The organism is Pontibacter sp. CAU 1760 (assembly GCF_054482735.1).
On record NZ_JBTLRL010000017.1, the window covers coordinates 35,549 to 57,271 of the forward strand.

Here is a 21,723-nt window from a genome sequence, read left to right on the forward strand (position 1 = left end):
TTTTTTACTTGATTAGTGTCTCGAGGTCTCCGGTTGCCTGCAGATAATTCAGCTGGGCGATTTTATACTTCAGTACTTCGTTGTTCAGGTTAGTCTTCGACTCACGCAGCGACACCTCAGCTTCCAGCAGGTCGGTGAGCGGGGAGAGACCCTCTTTGTAGAGCTGGTTGGTGGTGTCGTATACCTCCTGCGCCAGTGTTGCATTCTGCTCCTGCGCGGCAATGTTGTTCTGGCTCACCTGCAGCTGGCTGATGGCGTTCGTCAGGCTGGCTTCCGTGTTCTCGGTGAACTTGTCAAGGTCTGCGGCCAGCTTTTGCTGTTCCAGCTGCGCCTGCTTCACCTGGGCATCTTTCTTAAAGCCGTCGAAAATCGGAATGTTCACCTGCAAGCCCACCACGGAGGACTTGAAGTAGGGTACCGAGCTGTCGAACAGGTCGTTGCGCTGCGTCTGGTAGCCATACTGCCCGTAAGCCGACAACGTAGGGTAGTAACCGGCCTTGATGTTGCGCTCCTGCAAATTGGTGAGCTGCTTCTGGGTATTGAGGAGTTGGAACTGCGTTTTGCGGGTTGCGGCGGTGGCAACATCCACGGTGCCGGCCAGTTTCTCAAGCGAGATGACGGCGTCCTGCAATTCAATTTCCTGCTCCAGCGGCATGCCGATAAAGAACTTTAGGAAATTCTTCTGCTGCTCGAAGGCAGTGCGCAGGCTTTGCTGCTGGTTCTGCAGGTTCAGCCTGTTTACCTTGATGCGGTTCACATCCACCTTCTTCACCAGGTCGTTTTCATACTGCAGCTGCATGATGCGCTCCAGTTGCGTCAGTCGCTCCAGGTTGGCCTCCAGCGTGTTGAACTGCTCTTTGGTTTGCAGCGCCTGCAGGTAAGCCGACCCGATGTTGTAAATCACCTCCTCCTGCACCATCTCCTTGCGGAGCCGGTATAAATCCTGGGTGGTTTTGGCCGCCTGCAAGCCCACAAAGTAAGACTTGTTGAAGAGCAGCTGGTTAATTTGCACATTGCCCTTCACGTTATAGTCCTTGCCAAACTGCACTGGAATATCAGTGCCCGGCTGACCTGCCAGTTCACCTGGCAGAATCTGGGTCGGAAGGGCCGGAAAGTAGTCGAGGCCGCCACTGGCCGATACCTGCGGCAGGCCCACACTTTTGGTTTCGCGAATCAGCTGCCTGGCTATTTCCTCGTCGTAGCCAGCCTTCTTCACATCCTGGTTGTGTTCCAGCGCATACCGGATGCTCCCTTCCAGCGTAAGCGCCAATGCCTTACTGGCAACCGGGCCCTGTGCAAAGGAGGTGTGCAGCGAGAGAAGCATTAGTCCAATTAAAAAATAGTTCTTGATCACTTTGGGTATTGTTTTAAACTGTTTGTATTTTATTGTTTAGTTCTGAATTTAGAGAACTTGTAAGATCCAAAAAAGACTACTCTTCTTTTCTGGTAGCCTCCCAACGCTGCAGCAGTGCCGGAAACTCCTTGTACATAAACTGCAGGAAACTCGTGAACTCTTCTATGTTGCAGTTGAAGGTTGAGGTGGCATCTCCTTTTCTTAATTCAATTACCTCCTGCAGTACATGACTTATCTTTACCATACGCTCTGTTTCTTCATAAATCACTTCGCGCCAATTGCTTAGTTTTATCCGGAAGTAACGCTTGCGATCGCCTGGGAAAGTGGTATAATCCACGCGGCCTATGTGCATCAGCAGGTTAAGGGCCGTGCTGGTGGCGCTCTTGCTGATGTTCAGGGACTCCCGGATCTCATCGAATGTAAGTTCTGGGCGCGGGGAAACGTAGAGAAGCCCTATAATCCGGCCTGCAACGGGCTGAAAGCCTTTTTCCTCATGGGCAATCCCGATTTTCTCGATCAGCGCTTTCCTCTTGTCATCCAGTTGTATGTCCATAGGTCAGTAAGTATGTTCTGTTGGCGAACAGTGCAAAGATAAAGATAGTTCTTTTGGTTCTCAAAATAAAGAACCAAATTATTTTTGTTTTTATTTGCCCTTCCTGCTTCTGGGCAACCCGATTGCCGCGCGTGAGAAAGGCTGCCGGGATAATGCCTGCCTGACGGGTCATCTAACACCATTGAATATTCGTAGGCTTATATCTAACAACTAACAAGCAGTTAGGGTTAAGCATACCGCAGCGCCATCAGCGTTTGAAGAGGCAAGGGGGGAGAGGAGAAGGAAGGCGGCTGGTATGGATGGAATTAAATCGAATTTAAACCAACGAACAATCTTATATGGCTTCAGCATACAACAGATGGTACCACCCCTACGATGTAAATGAAAAGTATACCCGCCGTACAGCCTACTTCTGCATGGAGTTCGCAATAGACCAGTCCCTGAAGATATACTCCGGAGGCCTGGGCTTCCTGGCAGGCTCCCATATGCGCAGCGCCTACGACCTGCGCCAGAATCTGGTGGGCATCGGGATGCTCTGGAAGTATGGCTACTACGACCAGGAGCGCAACGAGGACCAGAGCATGCGGCCGCACTTTATGCAAAAGTATTATTCCTTTCTGGAGGATAGCGGCATTACGGTGCGGGTGGTGGTCAACAACCACCCGGTACTCGTGAAGGCGATGGTCCTGAAGCCGGAAACCTTCGGCACGGCCCCCATTTATTTCCTGACCACCGATTTGACGGAGAACGACCACCTGGCCCGCACCATCACCAACCGCTTATACGACCCTGAGCCGAATGCCCGCATTGCGCAGAGCATCGTGCTGGGCATCGGTGGGGCCAAAGTGATTGAGGCGTTGGGAGGCGCTGAGACTTACCACATGAACGAGGGGCATGCACTGCCGCTGGCTTTTCACCTGTTTCAGGAGTATGGCAAGAAAGAGGAGGTGCGCCGCCGCATGGTATTTACCACCCATACGCCCGAAAAGGCCGGGAACGAGGAGCATGACATCCAACTGCTGCACGACATGAGCTTTTTCAATGGCCTGGGGTTGGACGAGGTGCGGGAGCTCACCAGCACGCGCGGCCAGATGTTCAACCATACCCTAGTGGCCCTGCGCCTCTCAAAAGTAGCCAACGGCGTATCGCAGCTGCACGGCGAGGTATCGCGCGCCATGTGGTATGATAACGATGATATCTGCGAGATCAAAGCGATTACCAATGCCCAGAACGTGCCTTTCTGGATGGACAAGCAGCTTTGGGAGGCGCAGCTGAACAACAAGGACATGACGCTGCAGAACCGAAAAGCCGAGATGAAGCGCATTTTGTTTGACGTGGTGGCCGACCAGACCGGGAAGCTCTTTAAACCGGAAGTGCTCACCATTGTGTGGGCCCGCCGCTTTGCCGCCTACAAGCGCGCCGACCTGCTGGTGCGCGACCTGGACCGTTTCCTGAAGTTTGTGAACAGGCAGGATATGCCGGTGCAGGTTATCTGGGCGGGCAAGCCATACCCCTTCGACCATAACGCCGTGCATGTCTTCAACAAGCTGGTGTACATCTCGCAGAAACTGGAGAATGTGGCGGTGCTGACAGGCTATGAACTGGGCTTGTCGAGGAAGCTGAAACATGGGGCTGATATCTGGCTGAACACACCCCGCCGGCCACGCGAGGCCTCGGGCACCAGCGGCATGACTGCAGCCATGAACGGGGCCATCAACTTTTCGGTGCAGGACGGGTGGCTGCCGGAGTTTGCCCGCAGTGGCGAGAACAGCTTTGTGCTGCCCGTGGTAGACACCATGCTGCCCGACGAAGTGCAGGACGATGAAGACTATGCCAACATGATGAAGATGCTGGAGCAGCAGGTGGTGCCTTGCTATTACCGCGACCGGGAACGCTGGCTGCGCATCGTGAAGCAGAGCATGCGCGATGTAGTGCCGCAGTTCAACTCTGACCGCATGGCGCACCAGTATTACGATATGATGTATAACTACAACATGCGGAGCTAACACACCAAGCCAGCCGCTTTCGCAACAAAAACGCCGCGCTGTATCGTTACAGCGCGGCGTTTTTGTTGACATATAAATGGATTAAGCCTTTTCAGGAATGCATTGCAGCGTTTCCAGCAGGAAGCCCCAGAACTTCTGCACCGAGCTGATCTGCACTTTCTCGTCAGGGGAGTGGGCACCACGTATGTTCGGGCCAAAGGAAATCATTTCCATGCTGGGATAATTGGCTCCCAGTATGCCGCACTCCAGGCCCGCGTGGCAGGCATTCACGTCCGGCTCGCTTTGGAACTGCTGCCGGTAAAGGTCGCTCATCAGTTGGATGATTGATGCCTCTGGTTTTGGGGCCCAGCCCGGGTATGTTCCGCTCATCTCTACAGCGGCACCGGCGAGTTCCAAGGCGCATTGTATGCTTTTTGCCAAATCCATCTTTTCGCTGTCTACCGAGCTGCGCGTCAGGCACAGCACGCTGTAGCTGCCGTCCTGCAAGATTACCCGCGCCACGTTGTTGGATGTCTGCACCAGCCCATCGATTTCTGGGCTCATACGGAAAATACCGTTCGGGCACGCGTAAAGGGCACGCATCAGGGTAGAGGCAAATTCCTGCGTGGCAACCTGTGCTGGCAGGGCTGCCTGGTTCAAGGCAAGCGCCAGCTTCGGGTCTGTTGATCTATACTCCTGCTGCAGCACTGCCTGCTGGTCCTGTATATAACCCTCAAAGGCCTCCTTGTCTTTTTCCATAACTGCTACCAGTGCAAACGACTCGCGGGGAATGGCGTTGCGCAGTCCCCCGCCGTCGATGGTGCCGATGCGGAGGTTGAACTTCTCTGTTGCCCCGAAAAGCAAACGGTTCATCAGCTTGTTGGCGTTGGCCCGGCCCAGGATGATATCCATACCCGAGTGCCCGCCCGTGAGGCCGCTTATACTAAGTTTATATCCTGCCATACCTGTTGGCACGGCTTCCTGCTCATAGGTGCCGTTCGCCGTTATGTCAATGCCGCCTGCACAGCCAATCGTCAGCTCATGGTCGTCCTCGGTGTCGAGGTTTAAAAGGATGCTGGCATTTAGCAGACCGCCTTTCAGACCGAGGGCACCTGTCATACCGGTTTCCTCATCCACGGTAAACAAGGCTTCGAGGGCTGGATGGGCGATATCCTTGGCGGCGAGCACGGCCATGATAGCTGCCACACCCAGGCCATTGTCTGCACCCAGCGTGGTGCCGCGCGCTTTTACCCAGTCACCGTCTATGTACATGTCAATACCCTGCGTGTCGAAGTCAAAATCCGTGTCGGCATTTTTCTGGTGCACCATGTCGAGGTGGCTTTGCAAGGCTACTGTCTGGCGGTTCTCCATACCCGGCGTGGCGGGCTTTTTGATGATGACGTTGCCCGTTTCATCTTCTATCGTTTCCAGACCCAGGCGCTTGCCAAAGTCTTTCATAAAGCTAATCACACGTGCTTCCTTTTTTGAAGGACGCGGAACAGCATTCAGGTCAGCAAAACTCTCCCAAAGCGCTTTTGGCTCCAGGTTTCGTACTTCTGCGCTCATAATATGTGTCTTTTAGTATGTGGTGGCACAACCGTGGCGGCCAGCACAAAGGTACGTAAATATGCCCGAAAAGCCGGAAGTCAGCTATACTTGCCTGTTCCCTGCGCCGCAACGCATTCCTGGCATCAAAATTTAAGGATAGTGATAACGTGATAGAAAAGAATAATTTGCAACCGATTTCATAAAATGCTAAGTTTGGTATATCACAGCTGAAATTTAGTGATGCCCTGCAGCCTTGTAAACAGGTTATGATGCTGCAACTACTTTACATGTCATCTTAAAACAAATCATACACATGAAACACAGCTCCTATTTCAGGAAATCGTTATTTGGCCTATTGGCCGGTATGGCCCTCACCAGCGGCTGCCAGCAAAACACTGCTGACGGCGAGGCAGAAACCGCAGAGAATGCTGCCGCACAGGATAGTACGCAGGAAGACTCCCGCTACCTGAGCCAGCCCCTGGTAACCGACATATACACAGCAGACCCTTCGGCGCACGTGTTCGACGGGAAGATATACATCTATCCGTCGCATGACATAGACGCTGGCGTGACGGAGAAAGACGATGGGTCGCATTTCGACATGCGGGATTACCACATCTTCTCGATGGATGAGCCAAACGGCAAGATCACGGACCATGGGGTAGGCTTGGATATCAAGGATATTCCGTGGGCAGGCCGCCAGCTTTGGGCACCTGATGCGGCTTTTAAAAATGGCACTTATTACCTTTACTTCCCGGTGAAGGACAAGGAGGACGTGTTCCGGATTGGGGTAGCCACCAGTACTTCCCCTACTGGTCCGTTTAAGCCACAACCGCAACCGATTGCAAAAAGCTACAGTATAGACCCGGCTGTGTTCGTGGATGACGATGGCAGCGCCTATATGTTCTTCGGTGGCATCTGGGGCGGGCAGTTGCAGCGTTGGAGCAGTGGCAAGTATAACGCCAATGATACGTACCCGGCAGACGACAAACCAGCCCTGATGCCGAAAGTGGCACGCCTGAGCGATGACATGTTAAGCTTCAGCGAGGATGTGCGCGACGTGCAGATCGTGGACAAGGACGCCAAGCCACTGCTGGCCGGTGACAACGAGCGCCGTTTTTTCGAGGCGGCCTGGTTGCACAAATATAACGGCAAGTACTACTTCTCGTACTCCACCGGCGACACGCACAACATTGCTTACGCCATCGGCGACAGCCCGTACGGTCCGTTTACTTACCAGGGGGTGCTGCTGAACCCGGTAGAAGGCTGGACAAACCACCACTCTATTGTAGAGTACAAAGGCAAATGGTACCTGTTCTATCACGACACCCAGTTATCGGGCAAAACGCACCTGCGTAATATCAAGGTAACGGAGTTGAAGTATAACCCGGATGGCACTATCCAAACAATAACGGCACAGCAATAACGCTAATCAGTTTTGCGTGACACTTGAAGCCCTGCCGCCCTCCAAAGCGGTGGGGCTTTGTTTTTGTGGCGCTGGCCTGAAACTGTCCGCTGGTATGGGGGTGGTGTCCGTTTGGCCGTTCAAATCAGCCAGGCGCTGGTAAATGCTTTCGGCAGCCATCAGGTAGGGGAGCAGCACATCGTCGGCGTCGCATTGGCGCATCTGTACCGCAGATTTGGCATTGTAGGCCGTAACCAGCGCCTTGCCCTTGTAACCTTTTGCCCGCAAGTCCTTGATCATGATTTTGGAGAGTTGGCAATCGGGGACGGTATTGATGATGTGCTCAGCTGTCTGGAAGGGTAGCCTGCTCAACAGGCCAGGGTCCTCCAAATCGCCATACTCTACATTCATGCCCAGTTTACGGAAGCTTTTGATAACTTTCGGGTCGAAGTCAACGCCCATCACTAGTATGTCATGCTTCCGCAGGTGTTGGGCAATGGCGCCCCCAAACCGGCCTAGCCCAATCACAATCACCTTTACAGGGAGCGTCTCAGTTGTCTTGAATGCGGCCTCGCGGTAGGGGTTTCTTCGCTCAAACACCTGCAGCAGTGGGGCCATCCATTTGTATAGTATATGCGAGTAGATGATCATGTAGGTGGACAACCCAATGGTAATCAAACCCACTAACGTGATCAGGCCAATGATTTCAACGCTGATGTGACCGAACTCATACCCCATGCCAGCAAAAATGAGCGAAAACTCACTGATCTGCGCCACCGTGAGCCCTGCCAGGAAGGCCGTGCGCTTGGTATAGCCCATCACCCCCATGATGATGAGGACAATAATGGGGTTGCCGACAAGCACGAAAAACGAGAAGAGCAGCGCACTGGGTACCAAGGCACCCAAAGCGGAAAGATCGAGCGAGGCACCCAGGTTGATGAAGAAAAAAAGCAGCAGGAAATCCCGCAGGCTCACCAGCCTGCTGCTGATCGCCTCCCGGAAGGGGGTAGAGGCAAGGCTCATCCCGGCCAGGAAAGCGCCTACTTCGCTGCTGAAGCCCATAAACTCGCTGATGGAAGCAAGCAGAATAGCCCAGGCAATAGAGAAAAGCGTGAGAAGTTCCTGCGACCGGGCCAGGAACGCACTGGCATGCGGCAACACCCACTTCATCAGAGCTATCATAGCCACAGCCAGCACGGCACCGTTCAGGAGGGTATAAACCAATTTCTGGTAGAATGTATTGTCGCCCCCTTTGCCCAATGCTGACAGCGCCACCATTACCAAAATCACCACTAAGTCTTGTACGATCAGGAAACCGATCGCGATCTGCCCGTGCAGCGAGTCGATCTCTTTTTTGTCGGTGAGGAGCTTAACGATGATGATGGTGCTGGAGAAGGTTAGCGCCACGGCAATGTAGAGGCTGTGCAGCGACGTGAACCCCAAAAGTATGCCCAACAGGTAACCCGCCACCGACGTGAACAGGACCTGCCCGAGCCCGGTGAAAAGAGCGATCCGGCCGATGGATTTTATGAGTTGGAGGTCGAGCCTCAGGCCCACAATGAAAAGGAGCAGGGCAATGCCCACCTGCGCCAGCAAGTGAATCTGAGCTTCGGATTTGATGATGTTCAGCACGGAGGGGCCAATCAGAATGCCGAGCGCAATGAACATAACGATCAGGGGCTGGCGCAGCAACTGCCCGAGGCCACCCGCCGCTGCAGCCAGAAACAGGATGACGGCCAATTCAAAGAATGGGTCTTCTGCTATACTGGCCAGCCAGTTCATGTGGGTAAAATCAGCATGGGTAAACTGGCGTCGTGCACCAACTCGTCTACAAAGAACTTCCGGAACAGGTGGTCAGACAACGCGCGCGAGCCCTTCTGTACCACCAACACCCCATCTGTTTGCGCCAGCATGTGGGCCTTCACCTGCGCCAAAGGGGCATCCCCCTCGAAGAGGTGTGCACTAACCGAAGGGTGGTCCGAGAAAATGGTCTGCAGCTTGTCTAGTAGCGCAGCCGCCTTCTCCCGGTTGTCGTCTTCGGTACAGACGGTCAGAAAGGCCAGTTCCTTAATGTGATCGCCCATCAGGCCCAAGAATTTTTGGAGGGCGATGGAGTTAAAAGTATAGTGGTAGCTAACGCTGACATGGAGGGCCAGTTGGGTATACAGGGGTAAGTGTTTGGGAACGGAGACTACAGGCACCTCCACGTAATCGAGTAGTTTGAGCACGGTGCTTCCGGCCAGTAATCGTTTTAACAGGCTTTTGCCTTTCAGGCCGGCAAACACCAATTGCACGTCGTGCTCTCGAGTTATTTGCGCCAGGGAGGTGAACAGGCTCTTGGTAGAGACATGCACCTTGTCGGGGGCAATGGCTTCTCCGGTTTCCTCCAGGTGTTGTTGCATCAATTTTTCAAAGGCCTCCGACCTGGAAAGGGCATGCGCTACCTGCCGGGCTTCCTGGTCGGCCATGGCAGGCACATAACTCTCGTCTATGTTATGCAGCAGGTGCAGTTCGGCCCCCACCCAGGCACTCCACTGGTGTGCTACCAGCAGGGCCTGCCGTGCATAAGGCGAGAAATCACACAAGACGATGAAGCTTTGGGGCATGGGAGTCACGGGTATGAATCTGTTATGTGAAAAGTAATCCTCAAGTGTCTGTTGGTTCTAAAGTATACGGAAAAGCGCTTGTTTTATACCTTGTTTAAATTGGTTTTTAGTTGTTTCTGTACATGTTAGAACTTTAACCTTTAGCAAGCCACGGCTGGGATTTGGCTCAAAGCTTGGAATAGCTTAATTTGATTCATCCTTTTAAAACTAGATGGTATGACCTATACCCCCAACCCGGACCGATACGATAAAATGGAGTACAGGCGCTGTGGCAAGAGCGGCATTCGGCTGCCGGCGCTGTCTTTGGGCCTGTGGCATAACTTTGGGCATGTGGATGTGCTGGAGAATGCGCGCCAAATGCTCCGCGACGCCTTTGATGCCGGTATCACACACTTCGACCTGGCCAATAACTACGGTCCTCCGTACGGCTCGGCGGAAGAGAACTTTGGCCGCATTCTGGAAAGCGACTTCCGGGGCTACCGCGATGAACTGATCATTTCCTCGAAGGCAGGGTATGACATGTGGCCCGGCCCGTATGGCAACTGGGGATCAAAGAAATACCTGGTGGCAAGCCTCGACCAGAGCCTGAAACGCATGGGGCTGGATTATGTAGATATTTTCTACCACCACCGCCCGGACCCCGAAACACCGCTCGAGGAAACCATGGGTGCCCTGGACCTGATCGTGCGACAGGGCAAGGCCTTGTATGTGGGCTTGTCTAACTACCAGCCGGCTGAGGCGACCGAGGCGATGCGCATCCTGCGTTCGCTGGGCACTCCCTGCCTGATCCATCAACCCAAATACTCGATGTTTGTGCGCTGGGTGGAAGAGGAAGGGCTGCTGGATTTGCTGCAGGAGGAAGGGGTAGGCTGCATCCCGTTCTCGCCGCTGGCGCAAGGCCTGCTTACAGGCAAGTACCCGAAAGGCGTGCCAGCCAACTCACGTGCCGCCAAGTCAACCGGGCACTTACAGGAGGAGGATATCACAGAGGATAAGCTCGGTAGAATCAGGCAACTGCATGCCCTGGCGCAAGAACGGGGGCAGTCGCTGGCCCAAATGGCATTGGCCTGGCTGCTGAAAGATGCGCGGGTAACGTCGGTGCTGATCGGGGCGAGTTCTCCGGCGCAGTTGGCGGATTCACTGAAAAGCCTGGATAACAAGCATTTCAGCGAAAATGAATTAGCGCAGATCGAGCGAATATTGAGGTAGGGGTTGTGTCAGCGATACGTCAGTTTTATTTCGATTAATGGGAGAAACAGGGGGTAGGTATAAATACAGGTTTGTCCCGCTAACCGAAGTATATTATCCGGCATCTTCCTTTGTGAGCTACACTTGCGGGCATTTTCTGCCAATAAGATCGATTCCACTTACATCACTTGCAGCCCCACATCACCGCCAACCGGATAGCCCACGCAGGTTAGGGTAAGGCCCTTGGCCAGGTCCTGCTCTGTCAGCACTTCGTTATACGACATCCATACCTTACCACGGGTGCAACGGGCGGCGCAACTGCCGCACCTGCCTGCCTCGCAGCTGTAGGGCAAAGGGACACCCGCCTTGCGGGCCGACTGCAAAATAGTGGTGGGGTGCTGCACCTCTAATTGATAGATCCGATCTTTCAACTGTATCTGCACCTGATGTTTATCCGTGTCCGGGGGAAGCAGGGGAACGTGCACTTTGGCGGTACTGAAACTCTCCCGCCGGATGTTGTCGTTCGGTACACCCTTTTGGCGCAGCGCGTAGTAGCACATGCGCATGTAGGTGGCCGGGCCGCAGAGGTAAAACAGCACCTGTCGAAAAGGTGCCTCCACATACTGCTCTACGATCTGCTGCAGCAAATCTTTATAAAGCCTGGCCCGCGCCAGGTTAACCGAAACGCTGTACAAAAACTCCACCCTTAGCTGTTCCGGGAAGTTCTGTTGTAGTTGCTCTAGTTCTGCTTTGTATATGGTTTTGTCCGGGTAATGATTGCTGTAAATCAGCACCACTTTGATGCGTGGGTGGGCATGCAACAGGGTTTTCAGCAGCGAGTAGATGGGCGTAATACCCCTACCGGCGGCCAGCAAAAATACCTGCCGGTAGGGGGCTAACTTCTCAGGGAGTGTAAAGAGCCCGGTGGCGCCAATGGTATAAAGTGTGTCCCCTACTTTGGCCTCGTCCACGAGCTTGCGGGAGTAAAAGCCATTATCCACGCGCTTCACACCGATCGAGAGCGGCTCCTGCAAGGCCGGTGAAGAGGTAATGGAGTAAGAGCGGCGTACCTCCTGGTGGTTGCACTGGTGCACAAAAGTCAGGTACTGCCCGGGTTTGTAAGAAATGGCCTTGGCATCATCACCCTCAAAGTAAAACGATTTTACCCCCGGAATCTCTTCCCGGATAGCCGTGATTGTAAGTTTAGTGTAGAATTGGTTTGTGTCGTAATCAGGGATTGCCATATGGTTTGCCATACGCAGGACTTTAGCAAAAAGGTAGTGCGCAGTGCGCGCAACTGACCCATATAAACCGCGCAGCCCTGACTCTAAGGCTTTGCTTTAGCAATGATAACATCAGTGATTTAAGCTAGTAACCAACCATAGGAGCCTCTTGTTGAAGCCAGCTTATGGATGTTGGATTAGCTAAACTGCGTTTTAATGCAATTTAGGTTTAGTTGTCTTTCGTTATGTTTTTTAGCATACCTCTGAAAATAAAACCATGAAAAGGTAATACTGAGTACCAATATAGTCTTCCCAATAAACCTAAGGGTCTAAATGTGGCTGTCTGTTCAAGTCGATCATCTACGATCTTAAATTCTAGCCAAGCTTCTCCGGGTAATTTCATTTCGGCGAATAATAGTAAACGTCCGTCATTTTTATTGGCGTACAAAACTCTCCAAAAATCTACTGCATCCCCTGCTTTAATTGAAGTAAGATTAGTTCTTCCTCTTCTTAGTCCAACTCCACCTACCATTTTATCTAATAGTCCTCTTAATCTCCATAACCAATTGCCGTAATACCAACCCGTTTCGCCACCGATGCTCCAGATCTTGTTTAAGCACGTTTCGCGGTTGTCGAATTTTCTTTTTCGCTTGTCAACAAAACATCCAAAAGCCGGCACTTTTATAAAATCAGAAACATTGAAATTGATCCCACTGCTAGAATATGAATCTTTCCAGCTTGAGATAATTTCGTTACTTTCAATTTTATCGAATGCTTTCTTTAAAGCTTGCTTGTATCCTATTGGTTTAATTCCGAGAATAGAGTTAATGGTAGTATCGCGGCAAACTACTTCAATCTTCATGCTGTTTACAAGAGATACGGCAAGGTTGTAAGAGGTAGATGTCACAAAATAGAGCCAATAGGAAGACAATCTTGGGGTCATTACAGGTACAATAAGAATTGTACGCTTCAAATTCCTGGATTCAGCAAAACCTAGCAACATTTCTTTATAGGTGAGCACATCAGGACCACCAATGTCAAAATTTCTGTTATATGTTTTCTCGTTAAACAATGATTTAATCAAAAACAAGATCACATCAGATATACCAATAGGCTGACATTTTGTTCTTAACCATTTGGGTGTAATCATGAACGGGAGCTTTTCCACCAGATCTCTTATGATCTCAAAAGAGGCACTACCTGACCCAATAATGATTCCAGCTCTCAGGGTAGTGAAATTATAGTTTCCAGTTTCTAATTCGGATTCAACATTCCTGCGCGAACTCAAGTGCTCTGATAGTGCTGACTCGTTCACGATTCCACTGAGGTAGATGACGTGTTTGATATTTGAACCATCAAGTGATTTTTTAAAGTTGACGGCAGAGGTGTGTTCCAAGGATTTGTAGTCCTTGGACGAAGACATTGAATGAATTAAGTAATACGCTCCATCAATATCTTTCGGAACCCGATCTAGCGTTCTTTCGTCCAGGAAATCGATTTCATTTACAGATACCTTTTGTTTGATAGATTCAGGAGGATTGAACCTATTAGAATCGCGGACGCAGCAAACTACTTCATGGCCTGCTTCAATTAAAACAGGTAATAGTCTTTTTCCTATGTATCCGGTTGCACCGGTTAGAAGTATTTTCATGCTCTATTAAACACAACGTGCTGGTATAGCAGATAGCAAGGCGTAGCCGCAGTATACCTGCTATACTTTGTTGTATGGTGTTGTTCTTATTTTCCGTGTGTTAGTTTGACTATCTTACCGTCAGTTGAGTTGATTATTATAAGAAATTTTCCACCTACCCAATCTTTTGGCAATGTTCCAATAAGCACCCAATAACCATCTATCAAGTGGCTCTCGTAAGGTCGCTGTCTAACGATGTTATCTTTTCCGTAAATACTGAACAGCATTGCTTCTGCCACACTAATAGCTGTCTGTTTATTTTTGATAACTTTCTCTTCAAGAATCTGCTTCTGTGAAGGATTATTAAGTGCGTCAGCTAATTCTCGCTTAGCATATTGTTCTCCAAGCTTTGTTCTATCAGTTCCTTCTTGTGCAGTGGCTACAAAGTAGAAATGTAAGCTTATGAAGAGTAGTAGAGCTTTTTTCATTTATTTCTTTATTTGCTGCTTCTGAGAGACTGTTTTAAAACCTATTCAAGCGGGAAATTTGAATTCCATAAAAGTGGTTGAATGCTGTAGAAATGGCTTTTATGCCTATAGTCTCTGTTTCTAAAATGGCTCTCAAATAGGTTTTAAAACAGCCTCTGAGTATTAAACCAGCTCCATTTGTGGTAAAAAATACCATCGCTCCCCAGAAGAACCAGTCTTCACCCAGATGAGGCCTGAAGCGAATATGCCCGTGTGAACCTGCTGCCAGCATAGCGAAAGCAAAGAAAGCCAATGTTAAAAACACAATACCAACATACTTTCTATTCATAGATTTGGGAACAGGTCAAACTCGACTCTTTTTTCAATTTATAATTTCAATATCATACAACTACTGTATAGCAGGAGTACCTACTCCCACTAGCTGCACTATGTATCAAAACTGTTTTGTGTTCTTTGCTTTCCTCATGTAGTTCTGTTTTAATCGTGTTATAGCTTTTCCTTCAAGAGAAACAGATCTTAGTAGGTAAACTGATGTCGGGCTAAGCCTCATAGAATTCGAGGGGCAGGTTATCCGGGTCGGCAAAGAAGGTGAAGCGCTTGCCAGTGTGCTCATCCAGCCGGATCGGTTCCGCGATCACGCCGTGCTGTTTTAGCTCTTCCACGGCTACCTCCAGGTTCTCGACCTCAAAGGCCAGGTGGCGCATACCCGCTGCTTCCGGGCGCGAGGGGCGGGGAGGGGGAGCAGGAAAGGAGAAAAGCTCAATCACATACTGCCCGTTCAGGGCCAGATCCAGCTTATAAGACTGCCGTTCTTCGCGGTATACCTCCTGCACTATTTCCAAACCCAACACCTGGGTATAGAAATGCTTCGATTTTTTGTAGTCAGAGCTGATAATGGCGATGTGATGGATCTTATTGAGCTGCAGCATGGGGGCAATTACAGGTTTGATGAAGTTCCAAGATAAGCTTTTTGAGTCAATAAGGCTTACATCAGCTCAGCCCAGGTAAAAACCGATTACTGGATCAGCTTATACACCCGCACATAATCCACCTCCATCGTTTGGGGGTATACCGTAGCGTCTATGCCCTGCGCACCCCCCCAGTTGCCACCAACAGCGATGTTCAGCAGTAAATGAAATCGCTTATCAAAAGGCCAGGCCGCAAAGCCAGAACCCTCATTTTTGAAAACAAACACCAGCTGATCATCTATAAAGCCTTGGATGTCATTGGGTGTCCAGTCCACGCGGTACTGGTGAAAGGCCGTACTGGCAGTCTCAACATACTTTTTATTGCCTTTTTGGGTGCCCTTCATGTGGTTATACGCATCGGTGTGCACCGTTACGTGCACGGTATTCTGGTCGTAGCCTACGTGCTCCATAATGTCGATCTCACCGGAGCGGGGCCAGCCGCCATAAGCCCAGTCGGTGGGTAGCATCCAGATGGCGGGCCAGGTGCCCCGGCCGGTGGGTAACTTGGCCTTTACCTCTATTCTGCCGTACAGGAAGTCGCCTTTGTCCTTGGTAACCAGTCTGGCAGAGGTATAGAAGTTCTGCTCCTTGCGTTCTTTCTGGGCCGTTATCGTCAGCTTTCCATCGGAAACACTGGCGTTGCTTTGGTTGTTGGTGTAATACTGAAGCTCATTGTTGCCCCATCCGTGCCCACCAATATCATACCCCCATTTGGTTGGATCAGGCTGGCCTGTGTAGTCAAACTCATCTGCCCACATCGGAGTAGTCTCAAAGGTCCAGGTTTTGGCTTGCGGTGGCGTTGGAGCAGGGTTAGGTTTTGGCAAATCCTGTTCCTCCGAGGAAGAGCCGCAGGAAGTCATGCCAATTGCCAGGCATACCAGCAAGCCTAGCGAAAAGTGGAGAGTAGATGTAGCTTGCTTGATCCAGGACATACGAAGTGAGCTTAAAATTCTAAGGAATAGTAGGTGGCACTGATTTTTTTAGCTTCTTCATCACGCAACACCGAAAACGCTAAAGGAGTGCCTGCATATTAAACAAAAGGGGGGTACTTTTGTATTGTTGCTGTAATATAGCGAAGTTGCTTTGTATCGGTAGCGGCATCAGATTTAAAAGATCAGGAGAGAGTAGTGGAAGCCCGAGGCTGCCGGAAAGCAAATAAGCATTACCATCAACCTAAACAATGTGAAAGATAAAGCAGCATTTTGTGAGCGCAAGCCAGAACGGCGCATCGTCATCATCGGCAACGGTGTTGCCGGAGTTACCTGCGCACGCCACCTGCGCAAGCGTGATGCTTCCGCCCACATCACCCTGATTTCAGGCGAATCTGAGCACTTTTATTCCCGCACTGCCCTGATGTATATCTACATGGGGCACATGACTTACGGCCATACCAAGCCCTACGAAAACTGGTTCTGGGAGAAAAACCGCCTGAACCTGGTGCATGATTGGGTCACAGCCATCGACTTTGAGGCCAAAACCCTGCAGTTGCAGCAGCAGGCTGCGCTCTCCTTCGACATCCTGATCATCGCGACCGGTTCGGTGTCCAACAAGTTTAACTGGCCAGGGCAGGAACTCAGGGGAGTGCAGGGCTTGTACTCGCTGCAAGACCTGGAGCTGATGGAGGAAAGCACGAAAGATTGCCAGCGTGCCGTGATTGTGGGTGGTGGCCTGATTGGGATTGAAATGGCCGAGATGCTGCACAGCCGGCATATACCGGTTACTTTCTTGGTGCGGGAGGAAAACTTCTGGGGCAGTGTGTTGCCCGTGGAGGAAGCTCAACTGATAAACCGGCTCTTGCTGGAGCACGGCATCGACCTGCGGCTGATACAAGAACTGAAAGAGGTGCTGGATGACGGCACCGGTCAGGTGAAGGCGGTAAAGACAACAGCCGGCGACACGATACCGTGCCAGTTTGTGGGCTTAGGCGTGGGCGTGAGCCCTAACATTGCGCTGGTAAAAGACACAGCCCTGGAAACAAATAGAGGGATACTGGTAGACGAGTACTTTGCCACCAACATCCCGAATGTGTTCGCTATAGGCGACTGTGCCGAGCTGCGCAACCCCTTGCCGCACCGGCGTAGTCTTGAGCAGACCTGGTATACCGGCCGCATGCAGGGCGAAACGCTTGCCTGTAGCCTCACGGAGAAACCTGTGCCTTACCACCCCGGCGCCTGGTTTAACTCCGCTAAGTTCATGGACATTGAATACCAGACCTATGGGCTGGTACCGAGCACCTGGGGCAAAAACATGGACACGCTTTACTGGGAGCACCCGAACGGGAAGATTTGCTTCAGAGCTATGTTTGACGCAAATACAAAAACCGTCACAGGCGTTAATGCCTTTGGGATGCGTCTCCGGCATGTTTTCTTCGACCAGGCTATCCGGGAGGGCTGGACAATTGAGGAGGTGCTGGGGCGTTTTAACGAAGCGGACTTCAACCCGGAATTCTCTGCACGGCACCACCGGCACATTCTGGCGGCTTACAACCAAAAATTTGGAGCGTCCCTGCAGTTGATAAAGAAAAAAGGCTTGTTCTCATTTTTAGGATCTTAACTCAGTGCCATGAAGTTTATACAGAAAGCCGGGTTGGCGTTACTATTGGCGGCAATCGTTTTTTTCTCATCGCTGGTGCTGCTGGGCCAGTTCAGGCTAACTGAGGCCAGTCTAAAGGAGGCGGTTAAAGAAGAGCACTACCCAGTGCTGAAACAGGAATTAGCCCCGATGTTGGGCAAAACCTATACCTCTACCTTTGCCTTCGTCGGTGATTTCAATGCGCTGTTCGGGAAATACAACGATGCCCTGAAGCAGGACAAGAAATATGACACTGTTATCTGGGACGATTACGCTTTTGCCGTTACCAAGGCATCCAGCATCGGGTTTGTTGCCGAGAATAAGCTGCTATTGCTGCTGTGCACCGTTTTTGTCGGAGCTTTAGGCGCACTATTATATGTGTTGCCGCTGTTCCGCCATGAGCCGGAAGGTGTCAAGCACAACGGCATCATGTTCTCGTCGCTCAAGTCGCGGGGATGGGTGGGCATTTTGCTGGGCGGCTTCCTTATCGGGATTTATGTGCTGCTTTACTGGTTTCCGGCTTACCTCACAAACATTGTGCTGCTGGCCGATCCGCTCAGCATGGCCTTGTCGGGTAACCCCGCGAGCCCGTGGTTTATGTATGGCCTGATCTATACCTTGGCGATATTAGTGATGGGCGTGCGGATGTTCCGGAAGCACCGGGGCAATAAGTACCAGACCCTGCGCACCGCCTCGGTCATGTTTTTTCAGCTCTCCTTTGCCTTCCTCATCCCTGAGATCCTGGTGTTGCTCAACAAGCCCTGGCAGGACCTCAAGAACATCTGGCCACTGGATTATAACTTCTTCTTCGAGTACCGCATCGAGAATATGCTGAGCAGCGGGGCCGTAGGCATGTTTATGCTGGTCTGGGGAATCCTGCTGATTGTGCTGGGCGTGCCGCTGATGACGTACTTCTACGGCAAGCGCTGGTACTGCAGCTGGGTATGCGGCTGCGGGGGCTTAGCCGAAACCGCCGGCGACCCGTTCCGCCACCTCTCCGATAAGTCGTTAAAGGCCTGGAACGTGGAGCGCATTATGGTGCATAGTGTATTGGTTTTTGCTGTGGTGATGACCGGCCTGACCATTGCCAATTACTTTTCGGGGTATGAGATGCTTGGCAATGCCACCGGCGTGGTGCAGCAATGGTATGGCTTCCTGATTGGGGCAGCATTTGCGGGTGTGGTAGGGGTTGGCTTTTACCCTTTGATGGGGAACAGGGTATGGTGCCGGTATGGGTGCCCGCTGGCAGCTTACCTGGGTATTGTGCAGCGGTTCAAGTCCAGGTTTCGGATCACGGCTAACGGCGGGCAGTGCATCTCCTGCGGCAACTGCTCCACATACTGCGAGATGGGCATTGACGTGCGCTGGTATGCGCAGCGGGGCCAGGACATCGTGCGTGCCTCCTGCGTTGGCTGCGGGGTCTGTGCCACCGTGTGCCCACGGGGTGTGTTAAAGCTAGAGAACGGACCGACTCAAAACCGCATCACCGATATCCCGATTCTTACCGGCAACGACTCCGCAACGGTTTGGCAATAGCAAGAGGGGTATATAGAGGGGTTGCAGCGATGCACCGTGAATTTTGCGTTAACTTAAAGGAGATTGCTCATTATACTTGTTGATCATGATGCCAACCCTGCAGTTTGTATACAATGCGAAGACCGGGCTTTTCAACAAGCTCACTGATTTCGCGCATAAAGCCATCGCACCAAAAACGTATGACTGCAACCTGTGTGTCTTAACCTATGGCACCTTTGCGATGAAAGATGCGTGGGCAACTTACCTGAAAAGCCTGCCATTCCCAGCAGAGTTTATCTACCGCGACAAATGGAAGTTTCGGGATGGTAAACCCCTGGAGTTTCCATTGGTAGCCCTGCAAACAACCGAAAACCAGGTGGAGGTACTGCTGCAGGCCAGTCAGCTGAACAGGCTTCAAAGTCTCGAAGAACTAAAACAGGCCCTTAACCAGGCGCTCATTAAGTATAACGCTCATTCATAAACCACAGCCTCATGACGATCTTTGCTTATCTCCTGCTACTATTTTCCGTGATGGCCTGCAACACCGCTGACAGCGGGCAGGGGGCATCAGAACGGATCCTGGACAAAAGTGCCTTCAGTAAGTACTGGTACCAAGGTAAGGCAGAGTTGAACAGTTATGACCTGACACAGTACCGTTATGGAGAACCGCGCGAGGGCGAGGCCGTGCTGATCTTCGTGACAGAGGATTTTTCGAGGGTGAAGCAGGTAAAGCTCGACAGGCCAGACCAGAACAAAGCCGAAGCCCAGAAAGTGCTGAAGCTGAACATGACACGCAACTTCAAGACAGGCATCTACCCATACTCTACCATGGTATCGGTGTTTACGCCAGTGTATGAGCAGGAGCCTGCCGTGAAGCTCACCAGTAGTGTGCAGGAGTGGTGCGGCCATACCTTTACCCAACTCAACAGGAAAGCCGGAGCCTACACCGGGCAGCTTTTTTCATATTTCGAGGAGGAGGGTGATCAACAATTGCAGCTGCAGGCACGCGCCGAGGACGATCTCTGGAACCTGATCCGTTTAAACCCCAACGAAGTGCCTGTCGGTAAAGTAGCGCTCATTCCTGGTTTAACAGACCAGCGCTTTACCCATATCCCGCTGGCAGCACAGCAGGCAACAATCACCATTGCTCCAGCCAAACAGGCCCTCGCCGGCTTCGGCGCCAGCCAACTGATGGTGTGCACGGTTACGTACCTAGATTATCCGCGTGCGTTGCGCATCTTCTATACAGACAAGTTCCCTTATGAGATAGCAGGTTGGGAGGAAGTGCGGAAGCTGGAAAATGGGGAACAGGAGACAAGTCGCGCAACCCGCAAAGCCGTGCTTTTACAGGACTACTGGACCAAGAACAGCAATAAGTTTTCGCCTCTTCGCCAAGACCTCAAATTAAAGCCTTAATGCGGTCTGACACCTTTAGGAGGCGTATTTAATTAGCTGTATTAATATATAAAAATTCATGTAACCTTTTGTGGTTATATCTGTACATAAAAAAGCAATATGCCCGCTTATGCTTGATAGGTGGGCTTTTGTATGTCTAAATTGAGCGACAGATTGCCTACCCCATCCCGTATACGGACGTTTCGAGACTTGCAAGGCGGCGGCAATACATCTAAAATACGTCACCGCGTTTTCACCCATGGAAAAGACACTTTCAGGCAAAACTGCCATTGTAACAAATGCCGATGCAGGTATAGGACAAGCGGTAGCCATTGAGTTTGCCCGCCAGGGGGCCGATGTGGTGATCAATTATCTGTATGACGAAGACGGTGCCCAGCAGACTTTTCACCAGGTGCAGCGGCAGGGGCAGAAAGCCCTGGTCGTGCAGGCCAACATGATGGATGAGCGCCAGGTGGAGTCGATGTTTGAAAGTGTGGTACAGATCTTCGGGGATATATACGCCCTGGTGAATAACGCGGGCCTGGACACAGCCACGGCAGAGAGCCCTGCGCCTCCGCTCCCGGATGCCTATACCTACAGCACCAGTTACTTTATCGATCACCGCAGAAGGGCAGGCGGTAAGGGCAAACTGATTCAGATTATTCCAGCGCATCCCCGCATAGCTTTGCACACAACTGATGGTCTCCCGGAAAGTGGGGGTGAGGCAGTTAAAAGTTTCAGCCGGAGGTTGGCCTTAGAGGTAGCAGCACAAAAAATCAATGTCAATAATCTGGCCATAGGTCTTGTGCAGCCATCCGGGGAGCAAACCGGTTCGCAGCAACTACAGGAGCAGGACATACCCCTGAAGCGGTTCGCAAAACCACAAGAGGTTGCCAAGTTAGCGCTTTTCATGGCTTCCGAAGCAGCCGATTACTGCACCGGCACTACTTTTACCATGGACGGCGGCCTAAGCCTGCTTAACCAAAATTAATCCAAGTAAGCTTCTGCCACTTCCGTACACGCCTTGTATACTTGTATATAAGCTGCGTCTTTTCCGTATTTTTTCGTAGAAATACCCATTCTGCTCTTGGTTTCTTGCCACACTTGCTCGGTACTCGTACATATTACTAAGCAGCAAACTTGTAGCTGAGTAGAACTAGCGCTTACAGTTGGTTCTGGGTTATGGACAAAACAGAAAAGCTAGCTGACCTTTATCGGGTGCTGAGGGAGGTGCTTTTCTGTTTTGCCATCATCTGTTTGTTCAGCATAGCGTGTAGCATTTGTGTAACGTGAG

The 21,723-nt window shown here is 51.3% G+C and carries 19 protein-coding genes; 8 read left to right on the top strand and 11 right to left on the bottom strand.

Annotated elements, in window-relative coordinates:
- Positions 1-4 precede the first annotated feature (4 nt).
- The gene (locus ACXYMU_RS18720; protein ID WP_458987945.1) at positions 5-1,354 is read right to left on the bottom strand and encodes a TolC family protein; all 1,350 of its coding nucleotides are present in this window, start codon (positions 1,352-1,354) and stop codon (positions 5-7) included.
- A 76-nt stretch (positions 1,355-1,430) separates the two neighbouring features.
- Entirely contained in the window at positions 1,431-1,907 is a 477-nt protein-coding gene (locus ACXYMU_RS18725; RefSeq protein WP_458987946.1) for a GbsR/MarR family transcriptional regulator, read from the bottom strand.
- A 338-nt stretch (positions 1,908-2,245) separates the two neighbouring features.
- Between ACXYMU_RS18725 and glgP the strand changes: the two genes are divergently transcribed.
- Positions 2,246-3,913, top strand: a complete 1,668-nt coding sequence (glgP, locus tag ACXYMU_RS18730; RefSeq protein ID WP_458987947.1) for an alpha-glucan family phosphorylase — start codon at positions 2,246-2,248, stop codon at positions 3,911-3,913.
- Between the two features lie 81 nt (positions 3,914-3,994).
- Here glgP and ACXYMU_RS18735 read toward each other — a convergent pair whose 3' ends face one another.
- Positions 3,995-5,458, bottom strand: a complete 1,464-nt coding sequence (locus ACXYMU_RS18735) for an aminoacyl-histidine dipeptidase (RefSeq protein WP_458987948.1) — start codon at positions 5,456-5,458, stop codon at positions 3,995-3,997.
- Between the two features lie 295 nt (positions 5,459-5,753).
- Between ACXYMU_RS18735 and ACXYMU_RS18740 the strand changes: the two genes are divergently transcribed.
- A complete protein-coding gene (locus ACXYMU_RS18740) occupies positions 5,754-6,866 on the top strand; it encodes a glycoside hydrolase family 43 protein (protein ID WP_458987949.1) in 1,113 nt (370 codons plus the stop codon).
- Positions 6,867-6,872: 6 nt separating this feature from the next.
- Here ACXYMU_RS18740 and ACXYMU_RS18745 read toward each other — a convergent pair whose 3' ends face one another.
- Together ACXYMU_RS18745 and ACXYMU_RS18750 are read right to left on the bottom strand one after the other, a co-directional pair.
- Entirely contained in the window at positions 6,873-8,627 is a 1,755-nt protein-coding gene (locus ACXYMU_RS18745; protein WP_458987950.1) for a cation:proton antiporter, read from the bottom strand.
- Positions 8,624-9,451 carry a universal stress protein gene (locus ACXYMU_RS18750; protein ID WP_458987951.1) on the bottom strand — a complete coding sequence of 276 codons (828 nt, stop codon included), beginning with the start codon at positions 9,449-9,451 and terminating at the stop codon, positions 8,624-8,626. Before ACXYMU_RS18750 ends, ACXYMU_RS18745 begins: the two co-directional genes overlap by 4 nt.
- A 216-nt stretch (positions 9,452-9,667) precedes the next feature.
- Between ACXYMU_RS18750 and mgrA the strand changes: the two genes are divergently transcribed.
- Positions 9,668-10,660 (top strand): L-glyceraldehyde 3-phosphate reductase, encoded by a 993-nt coding sequence (mgrA, locus tag ACXYMU_RS18755; RefSeq protein ID WP_458987952.1) that lies wholly within the window; start codon positions 9,668-9,670, stop codon positions 10,658-10,660.
- A 158-nt stretch (positions 10,661-10,818) separates the two neighbouring features.
- On the opposite strand, the gene ACXYMU_RS18760 is transcribed toward mgrA, so the two are convergent.
- From ACXYMU_RS18760 to ACXYMU_RS18785, 6 genes are all read right to left on the bottom strand, one after another.
- Entirely contained in the window at positions 10,819-11,883 is a 1,065-nt protein-coding gene (locus ACXYMU_RS18760) for a 2Fe-2S iron-sulfur cluster-binding protein (RefSeq protein WP_458987953.1), read from the bottom strand.
- Between the two features lie 208 nt (positions 11,884-12,091).
- The gene (locus ACXYMU_RS18765; RefSeq protein ID WP_458987954.1) at positions 12,092-13,513 is read right to left on the bottom strand and encodes an SDR family oxidoreductase; all 1,422 of its coding nucleotides are present in this window, start codon (positions 13,511-13,513) and stop codon (positions 12,092-12,094) included.
- An 86-nt stretch (positions 13,514-13,599) separates the two neighbouring features.
- The gene (locus ACXYMU_RS18770; RefSeq protein WP_458987955.1) at positions 13,600-13,980 is read right to left on the bottom strand and encodes an NTF2 fold immunity protein; all 381 of its coding nucleotides are present in this window, start codon (positions 13,978-13,980) and stop codon (positions 13,600-13,602) included.
- Between the two features lie 34 nt (positions 13,981-14,014).
- A complete protein-coding gene (locus ACXYMU_RS18775) occupies positions 14,015-14,308 on the bottom strand; it encodes a hypothetical protein (RefSeq protein WP_458987956.1) in 294 nt (97 codons plus the stop codon).
- A 211-nt stretch (positions 14,309-14,519) separates the two neighbouring features.
- On the bottom strand, positions 14,520-14,909 hold the full coding sequence (gene gloA2 / locus ACXYMU_RS18780; RefSeq protein ID WP_458987957.1) for an SMU1112c/YaeR family gloxylase I-like metalloprotein: 390 nt from the start codon (positions 14,907-14,909) through the stop codon (positions 14,520-14,522).
- An 86-nt stretch (positions 14,910-14,995) separates the two neighbouring features.
- Positions 14,996-15,880: a glycoside hydrolase family 16 protein gene (locus ACXYMU_RS18785; protein ID WP_458987958.1), complete on the bottom strand. Its 885-nt coding sequence runs from the start codon at positions 15,878-15,880 to the stop codon at positions 14,996-14,998.
- A 250-nt stretch (positions 15,881-16,130) separates the two neighbouring features.
- Here ACXYMU_RS18785 and ACXYMU_RS18790 point away from each other — a divergent pair, with 250 nt between their 5' ends.
- From ACXYMU_RS18790 to ACXYMU_RS18810, 5 genes are all read left to right on the top strand, one after another.
- Complete coding sequence (locus tag ACXYMU_RS18790; protein WP_458987959.1) at positions 16,131-17,501, top strand: NAD(P)/FAD-dependent oxidoreductase; 1,371 nt, start codon at positions 16,131-16,133, stop codon at positions 17,499-17,501.
- A gap of 9 nt (positions 17,502-17,510) precedes the next feature.
- Entirely contained in the window at positions 17,511-19,055 is a 1,545-nt protein-coding gene (locus ACXYMU_RS18795; protein ID WP_458987960.1) for a 4Fe-4S binding protein, read from the top strand.
- An 85-nt stretch (positions 19,056-19,140) separates the two neighbouring features.
- Complete coding sequence (locus ACXYMU_RS18800; protein ID WP_458987961.1) at positions 19,141-19,515, top strand: hypothetical protein; 375 nt, start codon at positions 19,141-19,143, stop codon at positions 19,513-19,515.
- An 11-nt stretch (positions 19,516-19,526) separates the two neighbouring features.
- Positions 19,527-20,450 carry a hypothetical protein gene (locus ACXYMU_RS18805; protein WP_458987962.1) on the top strand — a complete coding sequence of 308 codons (924 nt, stop codon included), beginning with the start codon at positions 19,527-19,529 and terminating at the stop codon, positions 20,448-20,450.
- A gap of 238 nt (positions 20,451-20,688) precedes the next feature.
- Entirely contained in the window at positions 20,689-21,420 is a 732-nt protein-coding gene (locus ACXYMU_RS18810) for an SDR family oxidoreductase (protein WP_458987963.1), read from the top strand.
- Positions 21,421-21,723: the final 303 nt, after the last annotated feature.